24 protein-coding genes are annotated in these 18,471 nt (G+C 63.7%); 22 read left to right on the top strand and 2 right to left on the bottom strand.

Annotated features, from left to right (window positions below; all coding sequences use genetic code 11):
* Positions 1–419: 419 nt before the first annotated feature.
* Positions 420–686: a DNA-binding protein gene (locus V7Z98_RS14190; protein ID WP_334158697.1), complete on the bottom strand. Its 267-nt coding sequence runs from the start codon at positions 684–686 to the stop codon at positions 420–422.
* A 122-nt stretch (positions 687–808) separates the two neighbouring features.
* On the opposite strand from V7Z98_RS14190, the gene V7Z98_RS14195 reads away from it, so the two are divergent.
* The 13 genes from V7Z98_RS14195 (at position 809) to V7Z98_RS14255 (ending at position 9,831) form a co-directional block, all read left to right on the top strand.
* Positions 809–1,249, top strand: coding sequence for a helix-turn-helix domain-containing protein (locus V7Z98_RS14195; RefSeq protein WP_334158699.1), 441 nt, complete (start codon positions 809–811; stop codon positions 1,247–1,249).
* Entirely contained in the window at positions 1,242–2,063 is an 822-nt protein-coding gene (locus V7Z98_RS14200; RefSeq protein ID WP_334158701.1) for a hypothetical protein, read from the top strand. The genes V7Z98_RS14195 and V7Z98_RS14200 overlap by 8 nt, the downstream gene beginning before the upstream one ends.
* Before the next feature lie 97 nt (positions 2,064–2,160).
* Positions 2,161–3,171 (top strand): hypothetical protein, encoded by a 1,011-nt coding sequence (locus V7Z98_RS14205; RefSeq protein WP_334158703.1) that lies wholly within the window; start codon positions 2,161–2,163, stop codon positions 3,169–3,171.
* A 152-nt stretch (positions 3,172–3,323) separates the two neighbouring features.
* Positions 3,324–4,445, top strand: a complete 1,122-nt coding sequence (locus V7Z98_RS14210; protein WP_334158704.1) for a hypothetical protein — start codon at positions 3,324–3,326, stop codon at positions 4,443–4,445.
* Positions 4,446–4,457: 12 nt separating this feature from the next.
* Positions 4,458–4,835 (top strand): capsid cement protein, encoded by a 378-nt coding sequence (locus tag V7Z98_RS14215; protein ID WP_334158706.1) that lies wholly within the window; start codon positions 4,458–4,460, stop codon positions 4,833–4,835.
* Between the two features lie 30 nt (positions 4,836–4,865).
* Positions 4,866–5,951 (top strand): hypothetical protein, encoded by a 1,086-nt coding sequence (locus V7Z98_RS14220; protein ID WP_334158707.1) that lies wholly within the window; start codon positions 4,866–4,868, stop codon positions 5,949–5,951.
* 84 nt (positions 5,952–6,035) lie between these two features.
* Positions 6,036–6,227, top strand: coding sequence for a hypothetical protein (locus V7Z98_RS14225; protein ID WP_334158708.1), 192 nt, complete (start codon positions 6,036–6,038; stop codon positions 6,225–6,227).
* A gap of 12 nt (positions 6,228–6,239) precedes the next feature.
* The gene (locus tag V7Z98_RS14230; protein ID WP_334158709.1) at positions 6,240–6,665 is read left to right on the top strand and encodes a gp436 family protein; all 426 of its coding nucleotides are present in this window, start codon (positions 6,240–6,242) and stop codon (positions 6,663–6,665) included.
* Positions 6,665–7,273, top strand: a complete 609-nt coding sequence (locus V7Z98_RS14235; RefSeq protein WP_334158710.1) for a DUF1834 family protein — start codon at positions 6,665–6,667, stop codon at positions 7,271–7,273. Before V7Z98_RS14230 ends, V7Z98_RS14235 begins: the two co-directional genes overlap by 1 nt.
* Positions 7,274–7,291: 18 nt before the next feature.
* Entirely contained in the window at positions 7,292–7,513 is a 222-nt protein-coding gene (locus V7Z98_RS14240) for a DUF2635 domain-containing protein (protein ID WP_334158711.1), read from the top strand.
* 11 nt (positions 7,514–7,524) lie between these two features.
* A complete protein-coding gene (locus V7Z98_RS14245) occupies positions 7,525–8,949 on the top strand; it encodes a phage tail sheath subtilisin-like domain-containing protein (protein ID WP_334158713.1) in 1,425 nt (474 codons plus the stop codon).
* A 22-nt stretch (positions 8,950–8,971) separates the two neighbouring features.
* The gene (locus tag V7Z98_RS14250; RefSeq protein WP_334158714.1) at positions 8,972–9,346 is read left to right on the top strand and encodes a hypothetical protein; all 375 of its coding nucleotides are present in this window, start codon (positions 8,972–8,974) and stop codon (positions 9,344–9,346) included.
* On the top strand, positions 9,343–9,831 hold the full coding sequence (locus V7Z98_RS14255; RefSeq protein ID WP_334158715.1) for a hypothetical protein: 489 nt from the start codon (positions 9,343–9,345) through the stop codon (positions 9,829–9,831). Before V7Z98_RS14250 ends, V7Z98_RS14255 begins: the two co-directional genes overlap by 4 nt.
* Positions 9,832–9,913: 82 nt before the next feature.
* On the opposite strand, the gene V7Z98_RS14260 is transcribed toward V7Z98_RS14255, so the two are convergent.
* The gene (locus tag V7Z98_RS14260) at positions 9,914–10,126 is read right to left on the bottom strand and encodes a hypothetical protein (protein WP_334158716.1); all 213 of its coding nucleotides are present in this window, start codon (positions 10,124–10,126) and stop codon (positions 9,914–9,916) included.
* Between the two features lie 17 nt (positions 10,127–10,143).
* Here V7Z98_RS14260 and V7Z98_RS14265 point away from each other — a divergent pair, with 17 nt between their 5' ends.
* From V7Z98_RS14265 to V7Z98_RS14305, 9 genes are all read left to right on the top strand, one after another.
* On the top strand, positions 10,144–12,039 hold the full coding sequence (locus tag V7Z98_RS14265) for a phage tail tape measure protein (protein ID WP_334158718.1): 1,896 nt from the start codon (positions 10,144–10,146) through the stop codon (positions 12,037–12,039).
* 79 nt (positions 12,040–12,118) lie between these two features.
* On the top strand, positions 12,119–13,390 hold the full coding sequence (locus V7Z98_RS14270) for a DNA circularization protein (protein ID WP_334158719.1): 1,272 nt from the start codon (positions 12,119–12,121) through the stop codon (positions 13,388–13,390).
* Positions 13,374–14,504, top strand: a complete 1,131-nt coding sequence (locus V7Z98_RS14275) for a phage baseplate assembly protein (protein WP_334158720.1) — start codon at positions 13,374–13,376, stop codon at positions 14,502–14,504. Before V7Z98_RS14270 ends, V7Z98_RS14275 begins: the two co-directional genes overlap by 17 nt.
* Complete coding sequence (locus tag V7Z98_RS14280; RefSeq protein WP_334158722.1) at positions 14,501–15,169, top strand: phage baseplate assembly protein V; 669 nt, start codon at positions 14,501–14,503, stop codon at positions 15,167–15,169. The genes V7Z98_RS14275 and V7Z98_RS14280 overlap by 4 nt, the downstream gene beginning before the upstream one ends.
* Positions 15,166–15,540 (top strand): phage GP46 family protein, encoded by a 375-nt coding sequence (locus tag V7Z98_RS14285; protein WP_334158725.1) that lies wholly within the window; start codon positions 15,166–15,168, stop codon positions 15,538–15,540. The genes V7Z98_RS14280 and V7Z98_RS14285 overlap by 4 nt, the downstream gene beginning before the upstream one ends.
* 13 nt (positions 15,541–15,553) lie before the next feature.
* Complete coding sequence (locus V7Z98_RS14290) at positions 15,554–16,609, top strand: baseplate J/gp47 family protein (protein WP_334158726.1); 1,056 nt, start codon at positions 15,554–15,556, stop codon at positions 16,607–16,609.
* On the top strand, positions 16,606–17,175 hold the full coding sequence (locus V7Z98_RS14295; RefSeq protein WP_334158728.1) for a YmfQ family protein: 570 nt from the start codon (positions 16,606–16,608) through the stop codon (positions 17,173–17,175). The genes V7Z98_RS14290 and V7Z98_RS14295 overlap by 4 nt, the downstream gene beginning before the upstream one ends.
* A 10-nt stretch (positions 17,176–17,185) precedes the next feature.
* Entirely contained in the window at positions 17,186–18,115 is a 930-nt protein-coding gene (locus V7Z98_RS14300) for a hypothetical protein (RefSeq protein WP_334158730.1), read from the top strand.
* Positions 18,112–18,471: hypothetical protein (locus V7Z98_RS14305; protein WP_334158731.1), on the top strand; the 360-nt coding region annotated here is incomplete at its 3' end. The genes V7Z98_RS14300 and V7Z98_RS14305, both read left to right, overlap by 4 nt.

Below are 18,471 nucleotides of genomic sequence, written 5' to 3' on the forward strand. Positions count from 1 at the left end.
GGGCGTCTGCCATAAAACCGAATGCGTTGTAGAGGCTCATGGCGCAACCTTCATGATGAAAGGGTGGTATGGAGCGGGAAGAAGCCGAAGCACTCATTGGGACGTGTCTTGAGGCGGTTTATGAGCAGTACGTGCAGCCCCTGACATTGGCGCTTGGGACTCTGACTGCGGCGGCATGCCAGGATCAGGACTCAGCGCGGCAGATTGCGGCCGCTCTGCATCGGCAGGCTGAGAGCTGCCCGCCGGATGTGGTAGGACGCGAGCTGCTGCTATCGCTTGCCGAGCTAGCTGGCGGGCCGTCTTCACCTGATCCAAACGCTGTTCAAGACGCGCTGCGTAGATCGTTGCGGCTGATTCCTGGGGGTCGGCCATCAAACGACTAGCAAGGTGGTCATACGTCCAGTTGCACATGGCAGGTCTTATGCAGCGCGACGTTCATGACCAGTCCGGCGTTCACCGGCGGCATGGTTGTCCAGGGCCTTGGCGGGATCGGTGCAGATCACGCCATCCTTGATGCCGAGCTTGACGGCGATGTTGTGGGCCTGGCCCCGGACGCACTTCTTGCGGCCGCCCAAAACCTCGAACACCAGGTTGGTGGAAAAGCCATTGGCGATGGCCCATTGCGAGATGGAAACGCCCTGACGCTTCAGCTCGGCGCGGGCTTCGTCGGCAGTACGTAGGTTCATGCGGTGCTCCTTCGGGGGCGGGCACTTTGGCGAGTGCCGGTTAAATTGCCGTTCGTGGTTGGACGGTGTGAGTTAATTATGGGACCGATTGGGTACATCGTCAAGCACCCAAGTGGGGATTTATGGGCGATCTTGATCTGGCTGCAATTGGTGAACGGCTACGTGCTGTTCGTGGGCGCCTGACTCAATCGGCATTTGCCGAGCGACTCGGGATTGAGCGCAAAACAGTTGGCCGCTATGAGGCAGGGGAACGGGCACCAGATGCCCTCGCACTGCTTCGGCTGATGACCGAATTTGGAGCCGACCCTGCTTGGGTACTTACGGGCTCTGGCCCAGGGCCGCAGATGACTGAAGACGAGCGTGAGCTGATCGCGCTCTACCGGACGGCGCCGCTTGCCGGAAAGATGGCCGCCGTAGGTGCTCTGCAAGGGGCTGTGGGCGCCAGCCAACCCAAGGCGAAGCAGGTCTTCCACGGGGAGGTTGGCCAGGTGGTCGAGGGCGGCCTGAAGAACACCAAGCCGGTTACCTTCAACGTTGGCGGGAGGAAGAAGAAGGGTGAGTGAGAGCGATACCGAGAAGATCCAGCAGACCTTCCATGGCCCGGTTGGCCAAGTAGCGGGCGGAGATATCGTCGAACACCACAGCCACTACTACGACGGTGGCCGCGAGCTGACCAAGCAGGAACGCAGCGAGCTGAATGCCAAGGTCAATAAGCTGGAAGCCGAGTACGACGAGCCCGGCTGGAAGACCTGGAGGTTTTTGCATCGCACGATTGGCATCAAGAGCATCGAAGCCATGCGCCTCGGTCAGCGCGATAGTGCCCATGCCATCCTTGATCTATTGCTTGAGAACGCCTCGCTGCAGAGCAAGGCGGGTAGCGCACGCGATCTGGCCGACGTGGCTATCCAGAACAGCAACCTGACGGCGCAACTGAAAGAGTGGAAGGGAAAGTGTGGCCGACTGGAGCGCATGCTGGGTGAAGAGGTCCACCGCACCTCAGCCCTGCGAATTCAGCTGGAGCAAACCTCTGCCCTGGTGTCGACGCATGCTGGCCGCTTCCAGGCGCTGGAAGGCGGGTTGATCGCCGCAATAAAGAAAGCACGCCGACGCCTACGCGTCTCCCTACTGCTCGGACTGGTCGCCGTGGCGGGGGCAGCCTTTGCCTACACACAGAACGAGCGGGCCAAAACGGCCGAGGCCCGACTGGGTGGTTGCACCTATGCAGGCAAGCCCTACGCCATCGGCAGCGTCCTACCCGGGAACCCCAACAGGGAATGCGTCCGGACGAAAGAAGGCCGCCAGATCTGGCAGCCCGCTCAGCAGAAGCCGAAGCGGCCAGCAGCACCAAAATCGCCTCGGCCAGAATCGGGCCTGTAAGGCCGATTAGGCGGCCTAGAAAGCCGGATGCCGGTGAAGTTGGAGTGACGGGCTTTATAACGATTTAGACAGGCATTTCAGACAGGGAGGATGTGTAGTGGCAGATACCGATCAGCAGGGGGGAGACTGGATCGACCTGAAAGTCACCAGTGAAGCCGATGCCTTCAAACTTATCGAGAAGGCGCTGAACAAGGAATTGGGCTATCAGCCCTACCGCCTTTGCTTTGAGAACTGGCCTGTTCTCTCCATCAAGTTGGAAGGCGAAGGGTACGAGAGTACGATCACGCCCGATATGGCCGCCGCCCTGGTGGAATTGCAGCACGCCATGAACCGTACCTATGCGCGTCTCGTCCACCAATCAGCCAATGCGCGGGTGCTTTCGATTGAGGAGCGCGATTCCCTCAAGTTCAAAGCGAAGGTCGAGAAAGGTAGCTCCCTGGTAGAGGTCAACCTGGGGGAATGGGCAGAGAAACTCTCAACGGCACTGGTGGATAAGATGAGTCCTGAGCAAGTGGTCTTGTCGGTGGTGGGTGTTGCCGCCGTTGCCGGCGGAACCCTGGCTTACAAGTGGTATTTGCGCCACAAGAGCGAAGACAAGAAGGTCGAGGCGGAGATGCAGACGCGCGTTGCTCTGTCTGCCGAAGAAACGAAGCGCCACGAAATCTTGACCAAGGCGCTCACGGCCCGCCCCGAAATCGATCACGCCCGCCAATACTTCGATGCGGCCCGGACTGATGTCCTGAAGGGTGTAGCCGATGCCGATACTGTGACCGTTGCTGGTGTAAAGCTGGACAACGCGACTGCACATGCTGTGGCTAGGGCTAAGCGGTCGGAGTCCAAAGAGATTCAGGCCAACGGTAACTACCAGATCCTGCGGGTGGATTGGCACCAGGAAGGTGAGGCACGTTTCAAGGTACTCAACGTCGATACCAAGCGTGAGTTCATGGCATCGCTTATCGACGAGAGCCTTGAGCACGAACAGATCAAGCTCCTCCAGCAGGCCGAGTGGGAGCGCACCCAGGTTTATCTCTCCATCAACGCGACGGAACTGCGCGGTGAAATCACCACGGCAACCATTGTCGGGGTGACCCCGCACGCTGGAACGTGATTCCCTCCGGGGTAATTTCAGCCGACTGTAATTACCCCGGATTTGTTCACAAAGATCGCGGTGTGATAGCCTAAAAGCCGCTCCACCACAGCGTTTCAGCCGGAAACGCTTCCGCCTTATCCCTCCCGGGGCCGGTCGCCAAAATGGCGACCATGGACAACCCGAACGCCCCCAAGCCCCTCCAGATTTTCAAGCCCGGCCGCCATGTCGCCATGAGCGGCGCCGCGCTTGAATTCTCCGAATCGGATCTGCAGGCCTCGGCCAACGCATACGATCCGGCCAAGCACGAAGCCCCCATCGTCGTCGGCCACCCCAAGGCCGACGCCCCGGCCTATGGCTGGGTCAAGGGCCTGTCCTTCGCCGAGGGCGGCCTTGAGGCTGCGCCGCACCAGGTCAACCCCGACTTTGCCGAGCTGGTGGCTGCGGGCGCATTCAAGAAGATCTCCGCCAGCTTCTACTCCCCCAGTTCCCCGCAGAACCCCGTCCCCGGGGTCTATTACCTGCGCCACGTCGGCTTCCTGGGCGCCCAGCCTCCCGCCGTCAAAGGCATGCGTGCCCCGGAGTTCGCCGACGCCGAGGAAGGCGTGGTCGAGTTCGCCGACTGGGCCGACATGCAGAACGCCAGCCTGTGGCGCCGCATGCGCGAATGGCTCATCGGCCGCTTCGGCCTCGACGAGGCCGACCAGATCATCCCCCACTACGCCGTAGCCACCCTGGAAGAGGACGCCCGCCAGGAGGCGGCGGACGACTCCCAGGTGGTTGCTGCTCCCGCTTTTTCCGAGCAACCCACCCAGGAGACGACAGTGACCCCTGAACAAGCGGCCGCGCTTGCGACCGAAAACGAAACGCTCAAGAAGCAGCTGGCGGAATCCACCGCCCGGGACAAAGCCGCCCAGGCTGCCGCCCGCCATACCGACAACGCCGCCTTCGCCGAAGGGCTGATCAAGAACGGCAAGCTACTGCCCGTCCACAAGGACTTCATCGTCGCTTTCATGGACCACGTTGCCGCCGACACCGGGGTGATCGAGTTCGGCGAGGGCGAGGCCAAGCAGTCCAAGACCGGCATCGCCGGCCTCAAGGACTTCCTGGAACGCCTGCCCAAGGCCGTGGACTTCAGCGAAGTGGCCGGCCCCGGCGAGAAGTTTGTTGATACCGCTGACCCCGTTGCCCTGGCTGCCAAGGCTGTGGAATTCCAGGAAGCGGAAGCCAAGGCTGGTCGCAACATCACCATTGCCGAAGCCGTCGCCCGGCTGAGCAATCCCGACGAACAGTAAGGAGGAACTCCTGTGTCCAATCTCGGCATCGTCAAGAACTACGTGGCGGACGTCGCCATTTCGCCCTATCGCATCGTCAAGCCCGGTTCGGCGGATGGAAACGTCACCTTCGCTACCGGCCCCACCGACCTGCTGATCGGCGTTACCACGGAAGTGGGCCCCGCCGCCGGCGAACGCACGGATGTGGCCCACTCCGGTATCGCCTACGTGGAGGCCGGTGCTGCCATTCCCCGTGGTGCCCGCATCACGTCCGATACGCTCGGTCGAGGCATAGCCGCCGCTCCGGCGGCCGGCACCAACAACAGCGTCGTCGGTTCCACCCTGGAAACCGCTACTGCCGCCGGCGATGTCATCCGGGTGCTGCTCAGCCTCTCCACCCTCCAGGGCTAGGCGTTATCCAACTTTCCATAGGAGTTTCCCATGAAACTGACTCGCCCCATTTTCCTGCGCCTGGCGTGGGCCCTCTTCGTCGTCGTTGCGGCCCTGGTCGCCCATCATTTTGGCTTGGTCGGCCATGGTGCCGGTGGCGAAATGTTGGTCGGTATCGGCCTGAGTACCACGGCTTTCCCCGTGAGCCCGTCCCTCTCTGCCGTAGCTATCGGCTACCGGAATCCCGACATCGTTCTGATCGCCGATGAGGCACTCCCTCGGGTCCCGACGGCCAAGAAATTCTCTTACACAAAGTACGGTGCCGCTCAGGGCTTTACCGTACCCGATACCAAGGTTGGGCGCCGGTCCGAACCGAACATGGTCGATTTCGGCGGCACCTTGATCAATGATGAGGTCGAGGACCACGGCCTCGATGATCTCGTTCCCAACGACGACATCAAGGCCTGGGAAGACATGGCCAAACCTGCCAGTGGTGGCCCCATCGATCCCCGCGCCCTCTCCACCATGATGCTCACCAGTCTGGTCCAGTTGGACCGGGAGGTTCGCGTGGCCAACACGGTGTTCAATGCCGCCAACTATGTGGCTGCCAACCAGCAGACCCTGGGCGGGACGAGCCAGTGGAGCGATTACGCCAACTCCAATCCCCTCTATGCGCTGCTGACGGCCCTGGACTCGACGCTGGTGCGCCCCAATCAGATGAATATCGGCCAGGCGGCCTGGACCACGCTGCGCCAGCATCCCAAGATCGTTCAGGCCGTGTTCAAGACCCAGCAGGGTGCCGGCGTGGTTACTCGCCAGGCCCTTGCCGAACTCTTGGAGCTGGAGAAGATCAACGTCGGCCAGGCCTGGGTTAACACCGCCCGCAAGGGGCAGGCCCCCAACTATCAGCGTGCCTGGGGCAAGCATTGCTCCCTGACTTTCACCTCCCTCCAGGCGGCTCAGCTCGGGCAGCCCTGCTACGGCTTTACTGCCCAGTGGGGTACCCGCATCGCCGGTGCGCTTCCTGAACCTAAAGTCGGTCTGCGGGGCGGCGAGCGTGTCCGCTCCGGTGAGAGCGTCAAGGAAGTGATCAGTGCCCCCGATGCCGGCTATTTCTTCCAGAACGTCATCGGCTAACTGAATAACCACCAGCCCCGTGCCTAGCCCAGCCAGGAATTTCTCCTGGCTGGGTACGGAAAGCCCGAAACATAGGAGAGCCTCATGGCTAAGAATGACAAGTCGATTCCTGCCATCAGCGTCAAAGCGCTGGTTCCGATCAATTACGACGGCACCCTCTATGGCCCCGACCTGCCCGATGGCGACACCTTTGACTGCCGGGAGAACGACCTGCAGCAGCTGAAGGGTGTCAAGGCCATTGCGGAAATCGCTGCCGACCCGGCGCCGGCTGAGTAAGGATCACCGGCCATGCCCTACGCCACCCAGGCCGACATGATCGCCCGCTTCGGCGAGCGCGAGGTGATCGCCATCAGCGACCGCAACCTGACCGCCCAGGTCGATGCGGTCGTCCTGGCGGCGGCCATCGAGCAGGCCGGCGACGTGATCGATGCCCACCTGGGTGGCCGCTATGCCCTGCCGCTGGCCACCGTGCCCCGGCTGCTGGTGGGCGTGGCCTGCGACATCGCCCGCTACCAGCTTTGTGGTGCCGATGCCCAGGAGACCGAGCCGGCCCGCAACCGCTACAAGGACGCCATCCGCCTCCTGGAGCGGATCAAGGACGGCCACCTCTCTCTGGGGCTCGATCCGGCCAGCCAGCCGGTGGCCACCTCGGGCACGGTGCTGATCGTCAACGGCCGGCGCACCTTCGACCGCAATACCCTGGCGGACTACTGATGATCGCCCAGATCGAAGACGCCATCCTTGCCCGCCTGGCCGCCGCCAACGACGGCCGGCTCGGCTACAAGGTGGCCACCCTGGAAACCTATGGCGGCGAGTTCGACGACGACATCGCCCAGGTCGTGCGCAAGCTGCCCGGCATCTGGGTGGTCTATGCCGGCGGCGGCAAGCCGGTGCCCTGGGGGGCGAGCAAGACCAAATGGAAGATGCCCGCCACCTTCGCCGTCATGGTGGGGGCGCGCAGCGTGCGCAGCGAGCCATTCTCCCGGCGCGGCCTCACGGTTGGCGGCCAGGTCAAGGAACCTGGGGCATACCACATGCTGGAGGACGCCCGCCGCATCCTGCTCAACCAGGACTTCGGCCTGCCCATTGCCCGCTTCGAGCCGGGCGCGGTCAAGACCCTCTACAACCTGAAGTTGAACAACCTGGCCCTCTCGGTCTTCGCCCAGGAGTGGCACACCGCCTTCATCGTCGAGCCCGAAGCCGTCGAGGCCCTCGGCCCCAATGGCGTGGTGGCCGACGACTGGCTGCGCATCGGCCTCAACTACTACCTCCAGCCGGACGACGGAAAACCCGACGCGTCCGACCTCGTCACGCTGTCCTGACCGACCTAGGAGAACACCATGCTGGTCCTCGCCTGCACCGGATTGAAGGTGCCCAAGGAAGAAAAGCCCCGGGAGTACATCACCGACACGCCCCCGGAAGGCTTGCCCGGGTTTGAGGTTGCCGAGTCCGCCTACTACCTGCGCCGCATCGCCGAAGGCGACCTTGTCCAAGTGCAGCCCGGAACCGCTGCCAAGAAAGCCAAGGCGCCCCCCGCCGATGGCCCCACCGTCACTGCGTAACGGAGCACACCATGGCATCCGCAAACATTGCCTTCGACCAGATCCAGGCCAGCACCCGCAAGCCGGGCAAGTATTTTGAGTTCAACACCAAGCTGGCGGTGCGCACCCTGCCGGGCAACCTGCAGCGTGTGCTGGTGGTCGGTCAGAAGACCGCCGCCGGCATCCTCCCGGCCCTCTCGCCGGTGGATGTGTTTTCCGACGCCGAGGCTGCCCTCTACGCTGGCCGGGGCTCCATCGCCCACCTGCAGGTGCGGGCCGCGATCCGCGCCAACCCCTACCTGCAGATGACGCTAATTCTGCTCAATGACGACGCGGCCTCCCTGGCTGCCACCGGCACCGTCGCCATCTCCAACCCGGCCAGCGGCCCGGGCACACTGACCCTGGCCATCGGCAACGACTACGTCACCATCGCCATGGCCACCGGCGACAGCACCACCTCCATCGCCACCGGCTTGGCGGCCGCCATCAATGCCAAGGCCGACCTGCCGGTTACGGCGGCGGCCAGCCAGGCGACGGTGACTCTGACCGCCAAGAACAAGGGCACCCTGGGGAATTACATCCTCCTCAGCACCGCCGGCACCGGGCAGACCGGCGTGGTGGCCACCCTCACCGCAATGAGCGGCGGCGCCACCGACCCGGCCCTGGCGCCGGCCTTGGCCGCCATGTTCGGCGCCGGGCACAACGTGATCAACGTGCCCTACATCGACGCCACCTCGCTCACTGCCCTGCGCACCCACCTGACCAGTGTCAGCGGCCCCATGGAGCAGCGCGGCGCCTTTGCCGCCCTCGGCCACACCGGCACCCTGGCTCAGGCCATCACCCTGGCGGCAGCGCTGGACGATGGCCGCCAATCCCTGGCCCTGTTGCCGAAATCCGCCAGCCTGCCCTGGGAAGTGGGGGCCGCCTATGCCGCCGTGTGCGCCGGTGAAGAAGACCCGGCCCGCCCGCTCAACACCTTGGAGCTGACCGGCATCGCCCCGCCGCCGCTGGCCAGCCGCTTGGGGCGCACCGAGCAGGAGAACTGCCTCTACAACGGCGTCACCCCGTTGGAGGTGGGCCCCGGCGAGCGGGTGCAGATCGTGCGTGCCATCACCACCTACACCACGGACCCCCAGGGCATCGCCGACATCAGCCTGCTCGACCTGACCACCATCCGCACACTGGACTACGCCCGGACGGCCTACCGCACCCGCATCGCCCTGCGCTTCCCGCGGGAGAAGCTGTCGGAGCGGACCCCGCCCAAGGTGCGGGACCAGCTCCTGGACGTCTCCTACAAGCTCGAAGAGCTGGAAATCCTGGAGAACGTGGATGCCAACAAGGACGGCCACATCGTCGAGCGGGATCTGCAAGACCCCAACCGCCTCGATGCCCGCATCCCCACCGATGTCGTCAACGGCCTGCATGTATTCGCCGCCCGCATCGACCTGCTGCTGTAACCCTGCCACCTAGGAGAACGACATGGCATTGGAAGAATATCTCGGCGCCATCGTGATGGAAGTCGATGGCCAGGAGGTCGAGATCGAGAGCCTGGACGTCACGGTCAAGACCGGCCGCAAGCTGGTCAAGACCATGAACAAGACGGGTCGCGCCAAGGGGTTTTCCCGTGGCATCGAAGAGATCGACCTGAAGGTCACGGCGATCATTCCCCTGACCGGGGAGCCGGACTGGAAGAAGATCGAGGGCGCCCTGATCACCATCTATCCGGTGAGCAACGGCGGCAAGCGCACCAAGTACTACGACTGCTTCACCATCGACGTGGGCGCCAAGTACACGGTGGATGGCGAGGCCAAGCGTGACCTGACCATGGCTTCGTTACGGGAGGAAGTGGCATGAGCGATCTTCTCGCCCGTTTGAAGGCGGGCCGTTCGGCGCTGCGCCGGGTGACCGTGGGGAATGTCGAGCTGGGGCTGCGCGTGTTGTCCGAGCAGGATTATCTGGACGCCGGTCTTGCAGCCCAGGCCGCCATGGATCAGCGCAAGCTGGAACTGACCGTTGCCACTGCCGACCTGTTCGAGGACGAAAAGGCCAGCCAGCTGCTGCAACGGGCAGTGGTCGACCCGGACACGGGGAACCCCGTGGCGGCCTCGGCCCAGGCCTTGCGTGATGCACTCAGCCGCAGCGAACGCTCTTACCTGGTCGAAGCCTACCTGGAGCATGAAAAGCAGTTCTCGCCCAGTGAGGCCGCCCTGGGTGAGGCGGCCTTTGCTGAACTGCTGGAGGCGGTAAAAAAAACGCCAGAGAAAGCACTTTCGAACGTTTCAAGTACCGCCACGCTGAAAAGGCTTATTACTACTTTGGTCTGCCCGCCTGCCAACTAACGGGAGGGCAGTGGCTGTGGCTGCTGGGGATGGCGCTGGCGGAGGTGCCACAAAAGGGTGGCGGCGAGGGCGAGACCAAGCGCTACGTGGCGGCCCGCCGCACCAAGCCGGCGATGTAACGACACAGCGCCACGCTGCCATGCCACAGCACCAGCAGGCAGAAAACAAGCCCTTGCAGGGCATACCACAGGGCGCCGCCGACGATCAGCACGATACCGGCGAGCGCCCAGAAGAGCAGGCTCAGCCAGAAAAAATCGGTTGCGGCATCGGCGAGCGGGTCATGTTGAGTATTCATGATGAAAGGGTAGGTCGATGAGCGCCAACCTGCAACTGTTCTTGCGCCTCTCGGCCGATGGCAGCCCCCTATCCCGCGTGGTCAATCGCAGCGCTGCGGAGATGAAGGCCTTCGGCCGCACGGCCAGTGGTGCGTTTGCCAGCGCCGCCTCGGCCATGCAGCGCCTCAACGCGCAACTGAACGGATTCTCCAGCCTGACTCGAATGGCCATGGCCGGTGGCGGCTTGCTGTCGATGCGGGCTGGGATCAATGGGGCCGTCGAGCTGGAAAAAGCGATGCTCGGCGTCAAGGCCAACATCATGAGCGGCGTCGGGTCGGCGGCGGAGCTGACCAAGCAGTTGCAGGAGGTGCGAGCGACCGCACGCGACCTGTCGAAGCAGACCATTTTTTCCGATGCCGACATGGTCAATATCACCGGCCAGCTGCTCAAATCAGGCGTGCGTCTCCAGGATGTGCAAGGCAAGCACGGCGCCGCCTATGCCACGGCGGCCCTGGCGCAGTTGGGGGGGCTGGCGCCGGAGATCGCCGCGGCTCAGATCGGCTCCCTCGGCAACGCCTTCAGCTTCAAATCTCAGGAGCAATACAAGGCCTTGGCCGATCAGATCATACGGGTCGATGATGCCTCGGCGATGAAGTCGTCAGACATCCTGTACAACGCCCAGCTGGTCAGCGCTTCCGCGGCCCAGCTGAAGATCGACCCGAAACGCATGGTGGCGGCCCTGGGCTACCTGGACCCCCTCGGCAACATGGCCGGCACCAGCCTGAACCGCTTTATGGAAGGTCTTGCCGGTACCACCAAGCACAAGCGTGCGGCCCTGCAGGAATCCGGCCTCAACTATTGGCAGAAGAATGCCGATGGTACTGAAACGCTCAAGGACTTCGGTGAGGTCATCGAGATGACGCGCCAGAAGTTCCAGTCGCTCAAGAGCGACAAGGACAAAATTCGGCTGGGGCATCTGCTGTTCGGCGAGGAAGGGGGACGGGCTGCCGCCTTCTTTTCGGCCAAGGAAACATCCTTCGCTGAGTTTGAGGCCCAGGTGGAAAAGTCGGCCTCAGCGGCTGACAAGCTCAAGGTGAATATGGAGGGGCTGGGCGCCCAGTTCGACCGTCTGAAAAACAGCACCTTCGCCGAGCTGGAGAAAGGAGCGCCGATGAAGGCCAGTGGGTATCTGGTCGGCGGCCTGGCGGACCTGGTCGAAAATGGCCATCTCGGGCAACTCATCGTCGGCGGGGTCGGCGCGCTGATCGCTGGCCGGCTGGGCTGGAAACAGCTTCATTCCCCCGGGGGCATCACCGGCCGCGCCGGAGCGGCTGCCGGGTCGGCGCAGCCGGTGTTTGTGACCAACTGGCCCGGCGGTAGTCCGGGGGCGCCTGGAGTCGGCAGTGGCCGTTCGGCCCCGGGTGGCCGAACCGACCCCTTGCTGCTGCCCCAGGCCACCCCGGGCAAGTGGCAAACCCGCGGCGCACGGTTTGGTAATGGTGCAAAAACATCGGCGGCTACCGGAGGGGCGGTAGCCGTTGTGACCGGTGCCATGGACGTGGTCGCTATCCGCAACAACGATGAACTGAACGATACCCAGAAGAATGCCCAGACGGGGCGGGTGGTGGCCGGAACGGCCGGCGCCGCCGCCGGGGCGGCCATCGGCGGTGGCGTAGGTGCCTTGTTTGGCGGCTTTGGGGCCATTCCCGGGGCCTTGATCGGTGGCGCCATCGGTCAGGCCGTAGGGGAATGGCTGGTCAAGGACGATGTGGCGGCCGCCATGGGGCGCGGCGACGAGGAAATCGAGTTGATGCGGCAGCAACTCGAAGCCATGAAGGATCTTTGTCGCCGGCCAGTGCAGGTCAGCATCAACGGCCGTGAGGTAAGTGCCACGGTCAATGAGGACAACAGCCGCCAGGCCCGCCGTCATTAATGTCAGAGTCCCCAACTGGGGGTAAGGGCGGAAACGCTTCCGCCTTAATCGCCCTCGTGCGCGCGCGTAGCCTGCGCACATGGCTTGGAAAGACACTCTCCTCGATTGCTCCTACAAGGGCTTTGTTTTCGACATCCGCAATGTCGATGACACGGCCGTTCGCGCTACGGCCGAGCATGCCTACCCCTATGTCGACGGGGCAGACATCGAGGATCTTGGGGCTGGCCCCATTGTGGTCTCCGTCGAGGCGCTATTCTGGGGCAGCGACTACGAGCAGCGCCTGCAGCAGTTTCTCAAGGTGCTGGCCCAGCCTGGCCCCGGTGAGCTGATCCACCCCGTTTTCGGCTCCATCAAGAACGCCCTCTGGCGCAATCGCCGCATTCGGCACCAAGCCGATGACGTGGATCAATGCCTGGTGTCGCTGGAGTTCGTTGCATCCACGCCATCCAACCCCTTCTTCGACCGCACGCTTCCTTCTCAGAAGGTTGGCGCCATCAGCCAGCGTAGCGGCATCGCCAAGAACGCCCTGGCCAATGCCCTGGGTAACGCCATCGACACCCTGCGCAACGCCAGCCCTCTGGCGAGCCTCAACAGCCTGCGCCAATCGATGCTCGGCCCCGTCCTGGCGACCTTCTCCCAGGTGCAGGGCGTGGTGCTCTCCGGCATGGACGTGGTCAATTTCCCCCGGGCCTGGGCCCACGATATTTCGTCCATTGCCGACGGCATCCTCAATCTCAAGGACTTCGGTTCCAACTTGATGGGGGACTGGGCATCGGTGGGGAATGTCTTCAGCCTCTTCGATGGCTTTGGCAGCAGCGGGAGCAAGAACACCGGGACTGGCGGGAGTGGCAATGCCGCCACGGCACAGATCCTCCCGGGCGCTTCGCCCACCGAGAGCCAGGCGGTAGCCGCCACCCAAGCCCACGTGACCGCCGCAACTGCATTGGGTGTGGCTGATGCTGCCAGCCTGGTGCTGACGGCCGAGGCCGACCCCGAGCATGGCCTGACCCTGTCCCCCGTCGAGATCGAGAGCGTGGTCGGCGACGCCAGAACCCGCATCGAGGGTGCCATCGAAGCCGTCCGGGCCATCTACCCGCTGGAGACGGCCCGGACAATTACCGAGCCGATGAAGGACTTGGCACTGGCGCTGCAAGACGCCGCGCAAGCCATCATCGAAGCCCGTCCGCCGCTCGTCCAGAAGGCCGTTGAGGCGCCGGGCAACCTGCGCCTGCTGGCCCATCGCTGGTACGGCGATCACAACCGCGCCACCGAGCTGGCACGCCTCAATCCAGACCTTCGCTTGCCCAACGCCATGCAAGCAGGAGATGTGCTCAATGCCTACGCCGTCTGACCACAAGGTGCAGCTGCTGGTGGGAGGTCAGTTCCACGAGGACTGGGAGTCCTACGAAGTGGATTCGGATTTGCTCATACCGGCTGATGCCTGGCGTGTCACTCTGGGGTTGCGTGATGGCCGACTGCCACCGACGGTGAGTGAGGGTGCAGCAGTCGAGGTGCGAGTCGGCAGCGAGCGGGTCATGACCGGGCGTATTGATGATTTGACCCACCGGGTGAGCAAGTACGAGCACAGCTTTTCGCTCTCGGGCCGGGACAAAGCGGCAGACTTGGTGGACTGCTCGGCGCCCATCTTTTCGGCCCGGCAGGTGACTCTGGGGGAGATCGCGGCGAAATTGACCCGTGAGTTTGGCATCGCTCAGCCGCGTATTGCCGCCGATAGCACCCGCATCCGCGAAAAGGTCAGCGTAGAGCCTGGGGATACAGCCTGGGATGCCTTGGTCAATGCAGCCGAGGCCAATGGCCTATGGCCCTGGTTTGCACCAGACGGAACCCTGGTCATTGGAGGCCCGGATTATTCCACCCCGCCGGTAGCTACCCTCATCCTGCGCCGCGACGGCAAGGGCAACAATGTTGAGTCACTGGAGGAGCATCGCTCCATCGCCGAACGGTACTCGCACCTGACTGTACTCGGGCAGACCCACGGCACGTCCCACGAAGAAGGTCGGAACGCCATCGGCGCGACCTTCAAGGACACCGAAATGGCAGCCATTGCCTACCGGCCAAAAATCGTGGTGGACCACGAATCCGACAACGCCGGCGTGGCTCAGGATCGTGCGCGCAAGCTGATCGCCGACGCCCGGTTGAAGGGCTTTATGTTGACGGCCACGGTCAAGGGCCACCGTATCGTCGCGCCGAATCAGCCGAGCGACGGCCAACTGTGGTCACCTGGCTGTCGCGTCCAGGTGTTGTCTGAGCCTCACGGCCTGGATGGGGTGTTCTTTCTGATCGGCCGACGCTTCACTGGTGGCCGCCAGGCCGGCGCCCAGACCGAACTACGCCTTGTCCGGGACGGGGTATGGGTACTCGATGCCCATCCTCACAAGCGCCTGCACCGCCGCGGCAAGAACTGGATCGCCCCGGGTGGTGACAGCGGTGGGGAGACACAATGATCGCCACCATCGATACCCGCATTCGTCGTGCCCTGGGCGCCATCCGCCAGGCCTTCCGCGGCCGCGGCGGCGCAATCGACACAACGGCGCCAGTGCAGCTTATCGACGGCGAGGGGCTGGCGGGCGAGCCGATCCGCGGCGCCGAGCTGATGCAGCACTATGGCTTCACAAGCACCCCGCCTTCCGGGTTCATGTACGTTGCGGTGCCCGTAGGCGGCAAGACCAGCCACGCCATCGTCGTGGCCACCGAGCATGGCACATACCGCCTTAAGGGCCTCAAGACGGGCGAAGTGGCCATCTATACAGACGAGGGCGACAGCATCGTCATGAAGCGGGGCCGGCTGATCGAGGTCACTACCGAGACCTACCGGGTCAACGCCGCCAAGGCCATCGAATTCAACGCCCCGGCCATCACCGGCAACGCCACCGGGTCGGTGGCCTTCAATACCCCCGAGGTCACCGCCAGCGCCGTTGTCACGGCGCAGGGCCAGATCAACGGCAACGGGGGTATGGCGATCAAGGGGGGCAAGGGTTCCACATTCGCAGGCGACGTAACGCAGACCAGCGGATCGTTCAGTACCGACGGCGACGTCCGGATCGCCGGCAAGTCGCAGTTGCATCACCGTCACCCCGAGACGGGTTCCATCACCGGGGAGCAGTCATGAGCGACGCCCTGATCGACTCCAGCGCCCGGGATTACATCCTGGTCGGCGGTCTGCCGCAGCGCGACCCGGCGGCCGGCCTGGCCAACGCGGTCTATCTGCGCCTGACGACGCCTCTGGGCAGCTATTGGGCCGACCCCAGCCTTGGCAGCCGTTTGCACGAACTGCAACGCGAGAAGGACAAGACCCGCGTGGCCCTTCTGGCCAGGCAGTACGCCGAGCAGGCGCTTGAGCCGCTGATTGCCGATGGACGGGCCAGCGACATCGAGGTCAGCACCGAACAACCCGGCAATGGCTGGCTGCATCTTCTCATCGAAGTCGCTGCGGCCACCGGCGAACGCTTGACGTTCAAGCACCCCGTCACCGTCCTGTGAGGCCCGTGAATCCATGCCGTATGTAACGCCCGACTACCAGGCCATCCGTGACGGAATCCTGCGCGACATCCGCAACCAGTGGCCGGGGGCCAACGTCGCCAGTGACGGCGACTATGCCGTCCGCGCAAATGCGAACGGGGCCGCCATCGAGGGGATTTACCAGCACCAGCAGTGGATCGCCCGCCAGATCCTGCCCGACACGTGCGACCCTGACTGGTTGGAGCGCCACGCCAGTATGCGCGGCCTGAGCTTGAAGCGTGCCACCGCCGCCAACGGTTCCATCATCGTCCGGGGTACCCCGGGAATGCCGGTGCCGATTGGTACCGAGGGGAGCTATCTCGGGTTGGGATTCGTGAGCACGGCCGCGGGCGTCATCGGCGCAGATGGCACGGCCAGCATTGCTGCCCAGGCCAAGCAGACTGGTACCGCCAGCAACCTGGCCGCCGGCGTGCCCCTGACCCTGACCTCGGCGCCATCCGGGGTGCTATCCATGGCCACTATCAGCACCATGAGCGGCGGCACGGATCTCGAAACCTATCCCTCGCTCCTCGCACGGCTGCTCTTCGTTCTGCGCAACCCGCCCTGTGGCGGCGCCGCCCACGATTACTACACCTGGGCGATGAACGTGCCCGGGGTGACCGCCGCCTACGTCTATCCCAACCGGCGCGGACTCGGCACCACGGACGTCATCATCCTCACCACCGGCGGTTTGCCCGACGCGACCCTGGTGGCCGCAGTCCAGAGCTACATCGACACTCAGCGCCCGGTGCAGGCCGATTTTCTGGCCTTCGGCCCGACCGCCGTGCCGGCCAACCCGACGGGAGTGCTTCTTCTCGCTCCTGGCTACACCCTGGCGAACGTCAGCGCCGCAATCGACACCGGAATGGATGCCTACTTCGCCACCTTGAAGCCCGGTGATACCGCCTACCTGAAGCGCCTGATCGGCATCGTTTCCAACACGCCCGGGGTGGTGGACTTCACCCTTGCGTCGCCTACCGGAAACGTTGCCGCCATTGTCGATGCCACTCATACCCAGCTGGCCACCCGGGGCGCCAGCAGCTGGTCATGAACCACGCCGACCTGCTCAAACTCCTGCTCCCGCCGGTGAGCCTTGACCCCAATGGCCCTGGCCTGGGGATCGAACTGGCGGCCGAGGGCAATGCCCTCGACCACGCCATTGGATCTGGTGACCAGCTTCTCCTGGAGGCCGACCCGCGCACCGCGGTAGCGCTGTTGCCCGACTGGGAACGGAACTACGGATTGCCCGAACAGCAGGTTGCCGCCCTGGGCATCACGCTGAGCTTCCAGGAGCGGCGGGCGGCACTCGTCACAAAGGTGACGATGCAGGGTGGCCAGAAGCCGGCTTTCTTCATCGCCCTGGCTGCCACCCTGGGCTACACGATCACGGTTACCGAGTGCGCCCCACATACCACCGAGTTCGACTCGGAACACCCGGTATACGACGAGGCTTACCGCTTCGTCTGGTACGTCAATGCAGCGCTCAACACCATCCGTGACCTGACCACTGAGGACGACAGCGAGATGGCCACCGCAATTTGGGGAAACGGCCTCCTGGAAGCTGTCATCAACCGCTACAAGCCTGCCCACACCCTAGCTCTGTTTTCCTACGCATAGGAGCCAAAAAATGCAACGCGTCAGACGTAATACGGCCATCGCCACCTTGCCCCCTCCGCCCGGAGGGGGCACGCCAGGTTTCTTCGCTGCGCCGAATCCTCAAGCCGGTCTTCCTGCCACCGTTCCTGGCTATGAGTGGTACAACAACGTGCAGGAAGAGCTTCTGGCGGTGATCGAAAGCCAGGGGTTGACCGCATCGGATACCGACCGGACCCAGCTCCGGCAGGCCATCCAGAAGATGATCAAGAGCGGTCAGCGATCTGTTGTCATCGGCGGTGCCGCGTTTGCAAATGGGGTGTCCACCGGACATGTCGTGTACTGGGACGCCGGCAATAGCTGCTTCGACAAGGCGCTCTCCAATGGCAGCACCAAACAGAACGCCGTTGGTGTAGCCGACGTCGCCAATTCCCAGGTCTACGCTTTCGGCGATGCGATTCTCTTTTCCGGCCTGACGCCAGGGGCGCGCTACTACCTTGATTCGGCCACCAGCGGTGCAATCACCACCGTCGCACCGGCCAATGGTGTCTATATCGGCATTGCCCGGACTGCGACCGAAATCTTCATCGACATCGACAGCCTCTATGTCCAGAGCAACCAGGCCAACAGCTGGACGATGGGCCAGTCGGGCATGCCCAAGGATCTGCCGGCCACCACCGGCACCATCGCACTGGATCTCGCTCAGTCGAACAACTGGAAGGGTACGGCGACTGGAACCATTGTGCTGGCCAACCCGGCAAGCATGCCGGCCGGTCAGTCCGGCGTGATCACGATTACCCAGGCGGTGGCCCCGGTCAGCATTGCATATGGCGCTTGGTGGAAGCCCGCCGATGGCGTGTCGCTTCCAGCACTGACCCAGACGGCCGGAGCGGTGGACGACCTCGTCTACTACGTCGAGAGCCCCAGCCGTATCGTCGTGGCCCGGATCGGAGGCGCAGCATGATTGTCCCCGGCAGCGCCAACTCCTTGCTGATGGCCAAGACCGGCGACCCGCTGGACGAGCTGGGCGTAGTTACCAGGTCGCTTCGTACTCGCTTGGCCGCTTCTTCCTATGTTTCTCGCACGCCTGGCGCTTCCGGGAATAAGTCGACCTGGACGGTGCGCGTTATCGTGAAGCGTGGAAAGCTTGGCACCCAGCAGGGCATTTTTGGCGCAAAGGGTGCGGCACAAGACACGATCCAGGTCTTCTTCGATAGCGACGACACGCTCAAGATCATCGGCACTGGGACGGGAGGCGGCGTCGGACTTGCGAAATATACGAGTCAGGTTTTCCGTGACACGGCCGCGACGCTCGACATC

It is taken from the genome of Oryzomicrobium sp. (genome assembly GCF_036820405.1).
Classification (GTDB): Bacteria; Pseudomonadota; Gammaproteobacteria; order Burkholderiales; family Rhodocyclaceae; genus Oryzomicrobium.